This is a genomic window from Enterobacter sp. MGH85 (assembly GCF_001037655.1).
GTDB classification, from domain to species: Bacteria; Pseudomonadota; Gammaproteobacteria; order Enterobacterales; family Enterobacteriaceae; genus Enterobacter; species Enterobacter intestinihominis.
Window position 1 is genome coordinate 46367 of record NZ_KQ089927.1, and the last position, 6432, is coordinate 52798.

8 protein-coding genes are annotated in these 6432 nt (G+C 50.0%); 4 read left to right on the forward strand and 4 right to left on the reverse strand.

The window, feature by feature from the left end; all coding sequences use genetic code 11:
- Positions 1-560: 560 nt before the first annotated feature.
- Genes SK51_RS23515 through ardB form a run of 3 tightly spaced genes read right to left on the reverse strand, consistent with a single transcriptional unit; the run spans position 561 to position 1697 of the window.
- The gene (locus tag SK51_RS23515) at positions 561-800 is read right to left on the reverse strand and encodes a hypothetical protein (RefSeq protein WP_000932975.1); all 240 of its coding nucleotides are present in this window, start codon (positions 798-800) and stop codon (positions 561-563) included.
- Positions 801-809: 9 nt separating this feature from the next.
- Positions 810-1214, reverse strand: coding sequence for an antirestriction protein ArdAB regulator ArdR (gene ardR, locus SK51_RS23520; RefSeq protein ID WP_000881513.1), 405 nt, complete (start codon positions 1212-1214; stop codon positions 810-812).
- A gap of 57 nt (positions 1215-1271) precedes the next feature.
- The gene (ardB, locus tag SK51_RS23525; protein ID WP_000447669.1) at positions 1272-1697 is read right to left on the reverse strand and encodes an antirestriction protein ArdB; all 426 of its coding nucleotides are present in this window, start codon (positions 1695-1697) and stop codon (positions 1272-1274) included.
- Positions 1698-2111: 414 nt separating this feature from the next.
- On the opposite strand from ardB, the gene mucA reads away from it, so the two are divergent.
- The 3 genes from mucA (at position 2112) to SK51_RS23540 (ending at position 4747) form a co-directional block, all read left to right on the forward strand.
- Positions 2112-2552 (forward strand): translesion error-prone DNA polymerase V autoproteolytic subunit MucA, encoded by a 441-nt coding sequence (mucA, locus tag SK51_RS23530; RefSeq protein WP_000861760.1) that lies wholly within the window; start codon positions 2112-2114, stop codon positions 2550-2552.
- On the forward strand, positions 2540-3805 hold the full coding sequence (mucB, locus tag SK51_RS23535; protein ID WP_001749980.1) for a translesion error-prone DNA polymerase V subunit MucB: 1266 nt from the start codon (positions 2540-2542) through the stop codon (positions 3803-3805). The genes mucA and mucB overlap by 13 nt, the downstream gene beginning before the upstream one ends.
- Positions 3806-3955: 150 nt before the next feature.
- Entirely contained in the window at positions 3956-4747 is a 792-nt protein-coding gene (locus tag SK51_RS23540; protein ID WP_001452808.1) for a SprT-like domain-containing protein, read from the forward strand.
- Positions 4748-4761: 14 nt separating this feature from the next.
- Here SK51_RS23540 and ardK read toward each other — a convergent pair whose 3' ends face one another.
- Positions 4762-5103 carry an antirestriction protein ArdAB regulator ArdK gene (gene ardK / locus SK51_RS23545; protein WP_000057569.1) on the reverse strand — a complete coding sequence of 114 codons (342 nt, stop codon included), beginning with the start codon at positions 5101-5103 and terminating at the stop codon, positions 4762-4764.
- A 559-nt stretch (positions 5104-5662) separates the two neighbouring features.
- On the opposite strand from ardK, the gene SK51_RS23550 reads away from it, so the two are divergent.
- The gene (locus tag SK51_RS23550) at positions 5663-6382 is read left to right on the forward strand and encodes a replication initiation protein (protein ID WP_001749982.1); all 720 of its coding nucleotides are present in this window, start codon (positions 5663-5665) and stop codon (positions 6380-6382) included.
- Positions 6383-6432 lie beyond the last annotated feature (50 nt).

A 6432-nucleotide genomic window follows, 5' to 3' on the forward strand; every position in this document is an offset into this window, starting at 1 on the left:
GGCCCGCCTGCGGGTCGCGGCGCCGTACTGCGAGTTAGCGGCCGCCGCGCGGCCGGTTACGGGGGACACCGCACCGTCACGGCCAGCGCCCCACTGAGCTGCACAATCCACGGATAATGCAGGAGACGAATCATGATAGGAGGCTGAAGGGGAAATGAGCGGCAGCAGGGGAAGGGGTTGCCAAGCGGAGCGCGGAGGCCGCAGGCCGGAGGCGTCAGTGGCAGCTGCCCGCGTGAGCGGGGCGAGACGCGTAGCGGCTCGATGCGCAGCACAGCAGAACGGCCCCGGAGGGGTGACGTCCGGGGGTTCGCTTTTAAAGATTTTCGACCACATCAGTAAATCGTAGTGACACCATGAAGCAAAAGTATCGTGCAGACCAGAATCAACAACAGTAACAGCAGACCTTTTTTTCGACGTAATAAAACCGGCCCCAAAGCGCCCGCAAGAAGCACACTCAACACGATTTCCGTTATGCTAATCGTATTCATAATCTCTCACGTTTCCCTTTTTAGAACTCTGCCACACACGGATAAAACCTTATAACAAAGCAACAAAACCCGTTATTCAGACACGGTAATGCCTAGTTTTTTTGCCAGAATTTCAGATGACAAAGAAACCCTTATCGACTTCCCGGTTACAAGGTGAATGATTGTGGCTTCATGCCCTTCAACAGAGTGGGATATTAACTCACGCTGAATGATATGCGTCTCTCCATCATTTCCCGTCACGGCTATTAGGCTCTCTGTAGAACAGGGGTTGATACTACTAATGTTGGTGTTGTTTTCGGTTTTGTTCAGCATCGCTGATCCTCAAATATCGGTTTGTGTTACGTCTGCCGCTTTGCGCTGGATAAGCGACTTAAAGAAATCCGACGCCTTCAGAATATCGCTATCCTGGAAGTCGGGAAATGTCGCTTCTGTCAGCTCCTGCGCCGTACCTGCCCGTATAACGGTTTCATCGCGGATCATCGTTCGCTTAACGCCATCAGCCTGTTTTTTGCTGAAGGAGTGCCGGAAAATAATCGCGTATTGGCCGCCGCTATCCTGATGAACAGAAGTATCCCAGCGATGATTACCCTGTTTACGATAGTGGTGATAGATTTGCTGGCCGTAGCGCTCCTGATCGGAATTACGGTAATCGAACATTAACAGTTCCAAAAGCATTAACCGATCTGGCAATTGCCAGGCGGTAGGGTGTTGAAGTGTCGCTAACATAGTTTCCCCTGAGCGTGACAGTCACGATAAGGCGGGCTTTGCCCGCCTGGTTATCAGTTAATCAATGGCACGATAAATACGATTCTGGCTTTCGTTCTCCAGCGTATTAACGTACTCCCGCAACAGGTGATACCGGTTAGCCATCGTTTCGTTCAGTTCGGCTTTGCCTTCTTCATATGCCAGCCCGCAAAAGTAACTGTAGGCATACAGACAAACAATAATCCCTACTTCGCGCGCGCTGCATTCACCTTCAAAATAGTTAGGTAACGAGAGCCAAAGAGGTTGGGGCGCTTCCATAAAAAACGCGCCATTGCTGGCCTGAAGGTATTCCCAATACCCTCCCTGGTAGTCTTTAGCGTAACGATTCAGAAAGGACTGAATGAAGTGATCTGCGCTGAAGAAAGCGCCACGAAATGCCGCAGGCATGAAGTTCATGCGGGCGTTTTCAGAAATGTAGCGGGCGGTGATTTCGATAGTTTCCATGATACTTCCTCTTTAAGCCGATACCGGCGATGGTTAAGCGGCAGGCACATCACCTGCCACTTTTTAATTATCGTACAATGGGGCGTTAAAGTCAATACAAGTACGGATTATATTTACCTAATTTTATGCCCGTCAGAGCATGGAAGGCGACCTCGCCGGACTCCACCGGACACCGGGGGCAAATCGCCGGAAACTGCGGGACTGACCGGAGCGACAGGCCACCCCCCTCCCTGCTAGCCCGCCGCCACGCGGCCGGTTACAGGGGACACTGAGAAAGCAGAAAGCCAACAAACACTATATATAGCGTTCGTTGGCAGCTGAAGCAGCACTACATATAGTAGAGTACCTGTAAAACTTGCCAACCTGACCATAACAGCGATACTGTATAAGTAAACAGTGATTTGGAAGATCGCTATGAAGGTCGATATTTTTGAAAGCTCCGGCGCCAGCCGGGTACACAGCATCCCTTTTTATCTGCAAAGAATTTCTGCGGGGTTCCCCAGCCCGGCCCAGGGCTATGAAAAGCAGGAGTTAAACCTGCATGAGTATTGTGTTCGTCACCCTTCAGCAACTTACTTCCTGCGGGTTTCTGGCTCGTCAATGGAAGATGGCCGCATCCATGATGGTGACGTACTGGTTGTGGATCGCTCGCTGACGGCCAGCCACGGCTCAATCGTAGTCGCCTGCATCCATAATGAATTTACCGTGAAGCGGCTACTGCTGAGGCCCAGACCCTGCCTGATGCCGATGAACAAAGATTTTCCTGTGTACTACATTGACCCGGATAATGAGAGCGTTGAAATCTGGGGAGTGGTTACGCATTCCCTTATCGAGCATCCGGTATGTTTGCGCTGATTGATGTCAATGGCATGTACGCCAGCTGTGAGCAGGCATTTAGGCCAGATCTGGCAAACCGAGCAGTGGCCGTTTTATCCAACAATGACGGCAACATTGTGGCCCGTAATTACCTGGCGAAGAAAGCGGGCCTGAAAATGGGCGATCCGTACTTCAAAGTCAGACCCATAATCGAGCGTCATAACATCGCTATTTTTAGCTCTAATTACACTCTCTATGCCTCCATGTCGGCCCGGTTCGCGGCCGTAGTTGAGTCCCTTGCAAGCCACGTCGAACAGTATTCAATCGACGAGCTTTTTGTTGACTGCAAAGGGATAACGGCCGCCATGAGCCTTGACGCTTTCGGGCGCCAACTGCGCGAGGAAGTCAGGCGACACACAACGCTGGTATGCGGGGTCGGTATTGCCCGTACTAAGACGCTGGCGAAGCTGTGTAACCACGCTGCAAAAACATGGCCCGCTACTGGCGGGGTGGTTGCTCTGGACGATGGCGCCAGACTGAAGAAATTAATGAGCATCCTGCCGGTTGCGGAAGTCTGGGGCGTCGGCCATCGTACAGAGAAAGCACTCGCCACAATGGGGATCAAAACGGTGCTGGATTTAGCCAGGGCAGATACGCGCCTAATCCGTAAGACGTTTGGTGTTGTGCTTGAAAGAACGGTACGGGAGCTACGCGGCGAGGCTTGCTTCAGCCTGGAAGAAAACCCTCCGGCGAAGCAGCAGATTGTTGTATCGCGCTCATTCGGCCAACGCGTAGTAGCCCTGGCGGATATGCAGCAGGCGATCACCGGATTTGCAGCGCGCGCAGCTGAAAAACTGCGTAATGAGCGGCAATACTGCCGCGTCATAAGCGTCTTTATCCGCACCAGTCCTTATTCAGTGCGTGATACACAGTATGCCAATCAGGCAACCGAAAAACTGACGGTGGCAACCCAGGACAGCCGCACGATAATTCAGGCGGCACAAGCCGCGCTGGCGCGGATCTGGCGGGAAGATATTGCGTATGCAAAAGCAGGGATCATGCTGGCCGATTTCAGCGGAAAGGAGGCCCAGCTGGATTTATTCGACTCTGCTACGCCTTCAGCTGGCAGCGAGGCGTTAATGGCTGTTCTCGATGGCATAAACCGGCGTGGCAAGAGCCAGCTGTTTTTTGCAGGCCAGGGCATCGATAACTCCTTTGCCATGCGCCGTCAGATGTTGTCACCTGATTACACGACAGACTGGCGCTCGATACCAACAGCAACCATCAAATAATTACCGGCGCCGCACGCGGGCCGGTCAACCCCTCAACCGGCCGAAACGAGTTTCGGCGCGGTTTCGCGGTTTTCGGTAAAAGGCGTTTCATCTGTATAAAAGATCAGCTAAATTATGTGTATTGCACAATACATATATGTGAGGTTAACAGTGAATTTGCCTACGCCCGAAACCTACGATGAACTTCAGAGAGCCTACGATTTTTTTAATGAGAAGCTATTCAGCAACGAGCTGCCGCCATGCCTGATAACGTTGCAGCGTGAGAAGCGAACGTATGGCTATTGTTCCTTTAAGCGTTTCGTCGGCCGTGAGAGTGGGTACACGGTAGACGAGATCGCTATGAATCCGGTGTATTTCTCGATCAGAACCATAAAGGCCACGCTTTCAACACTGGTGCATGAGATGGTTCATCAGTGGCAATTCCATTTTGGCGAGCCTGGCCGCCGTGGCTATCACAACAAACAGTGGGCGGCCCGGATGGAACGGGTAGGACTAATGCCTTCTGATACCGGCGAACCGGGAGGCAGGAAAGTGGGCCAGAGCATGACCCATTATATTATTGCCGGTGGCCCTTTCGATATGGCCTGTGATGAACTGCTGACAGGCCATTTCCGGCTTTCCTGGATGGACAGGTTTCCGCCTTACCAGCCTAAGCCTGGCGCTGTGCTAAGCCCTACAGGAAAAGGCTATATTGACGACGAGGAAGATGATAGCGAACACGAACAGGAGGTGGAGGAAGGGCGCGACCCGGTTGAACTCGACGACGAGATCATAGAGGCCATGCGATTTGTAACCCCGCCGCCTGAAGCGCCGGTGAACAAAACAAACCGGGAAAAGTACAGCTGCCCGGTGTGTCATATCAATCTCTGGGGTAAACCGGGGATAGTGGTTTACTGTGGTGGCGAGCACTGTAATAAAGCCGCGTTAGTAGTCTTAAAATAAAGTCCTTTCGGACTTTATTTTTTTTCCATTTCCGAGGTCGTGATGTTATTAATGCTGTACTTCGCGGCTTCTTTTAAAACAGTTTCAGCAAGGCTTGCTGGTATCCAGACCTGAACTAATTTTAATGGTTCGCCGTTCTCGGCTTTAAGAGTGGTGTTCTGGTACAAATCCCAGATTCGCTTAACGGTGCTGGAAATGTTTTGCTTGGAACGGCCTACTCGCGTGGCTACGTCTGATGATTTCTCACCTTTGACAAGCACGGAATAGCCAATATCTGTTGTGATGTGTGCAAAGGAAGCCATTTGCGGCAGCAGCTGTTTCCATTCTGTTTCTGAAATTCTGTTTTTCTGAGCCATCTGTGGCGCCTCCGTAGTTTTGGTTACAGAAAGGATATACTCAGAATAAACTGGGGTCAATACAAGTACGATTTTTATAAACTTTATTTTATTTGAGGGTGAGGCCCGGTGCGGCAGCAGCGCGGGCCTCGATGGTGCCGCGAAGGTGCTGGCGCCATGCTTGGATTAAAACATGAACCGTGAAGAACTGCGAAACTTGTTTTCGCGGTTCTGAGGGGTTGACCGAGCCGCGAAGCGGCGCTGGTAAGCGATGATATGCACATATCCACAGGCATATTTTTAAAAGGTATTTTATAGATTTTTTATCTTTTTAAAGTCTTTTAGAGCTATATAACTCATTGATTTAAAATCATAAATAAGTGTTATCTCTGGGAATCCGCCCACCTTGTTATGGGAATTGGCCCACCTATCTATGGGAAACACCCCACCTTACTATGGGAATTAGCCCACCTTGTTATGGGAATTGGCCCACCTTAGACGAAACTGTAAAAAATGTATTTACTTGTTTGAACTTTGTGGTAGTGTGGAGAGTAATTTTTAACCCACAAAGGCAAGGCTCATGGATAAGTTGCTGAACAAAAAGATAAAAGTTAAGCAGTCTAACGAGCTTACCGAAGCTGCTTACTACCTCTCGCTAAAAGCAAAGCGCGTTCTCTGGTTATGTCTTATGCAGACGTATTTCACAGCTTCAGTAAGCGAAGATGATGATGAGATGGCTGTACTCGGTGACTCTACTTTCAAAGTAAAGGTGGCTGACTATGAGCAAATTTTTCAGGTAAGCCGTAACCAGGCTATCAAGGATGTTAAAGAAGGCGTGTTTGAGTTAAGCCGTTCTGCGGTAATCTTTTACCCGAAAGAAGGGAGTTTTGACTGCGTCGCGCGCCCCTGGCTAACAGAGGCTGGCAGCCGATCAGCTCGTGGTATCTGGGAAATCGAATTTAACCATAAACTCCTGCGGTACATTTACGGCCTGACGAACCAGTTCACCACCTACTCGCTCCGCGATTGTGGCAGTCTTCGAAATCCACGGACGATCCGCCTTTATGAAAGTCTTGCTCAATTCAAATCTTCAGGCTTATGGGTTACTACTCATGCTTGGTTAAATGACCGTTTCCTTTTGCCGGAATCCCAACAGAAGAACTTGGCAGAGTTGAAACGATCTTTCCTTGATCCTGCACTCAAGCAGATAAATGAGAAAACACCTTTACTTGCTAAGTATAGTATTGATGATTCAGGAAAATTTCTGTTCTCAATAATTGATAAGCAAAATCCCGTCTGACATAAATCAGCACACATGAGCCTGTCATTTGACAAATTTTTGTCATGAAG

Excerpts from the sequence above, each read along its gene's own strand:
- ardB (WP_000447669.1), bottom strand. The coding sequence starts at position 1,697 with ATGGAAACTATCGAAATCACCGCCCGCTACATTTCTGAAAACGCCCGC.
- ardR (WP_000881513.1), bottom strand. The coding sequence starts at position 1,214 with ATGTTAGCGACACTTCAACACCCTACCGCCTGGCAATTGCCAGATCGG.
- SK51_RS23515 (WP_000932975.1), bottom strand. The coding sequence starts at position 800 with ATGCTGAACAAAACCGAAAACAACACCAACATTAGTAGTATCAACCCC.
- SK51_RS23550 (WP_001749982.1), top strand. The coding sequence starts at position 5,663 with ATGGATAAGTTGCTGAACAAAAAGATAAAAGTTAAGCAGTCTAACGAG.
- mucB (WP_001749980.1), top strand. The coding sequence starts at position 2,540 with ATGTTTGCGCTGATTGATGTCAATGGCATGTACGCCAGCTGTGAGCAG.
- ardK (WP_000057569.1), bottom strand. The coding sequence starts at position 5,103 with ATGGCTCAGAAAAACAGAATTTCAGAAACAGAATGGAAACAGCTGCTG.
- mucA (WP_000861760.1), top strand. The coding sequence starts at position 2,112 with ATGAAGGTCGATATTTTTGAAAGCTCCGGCGCCAGCCGGGTACACAGC.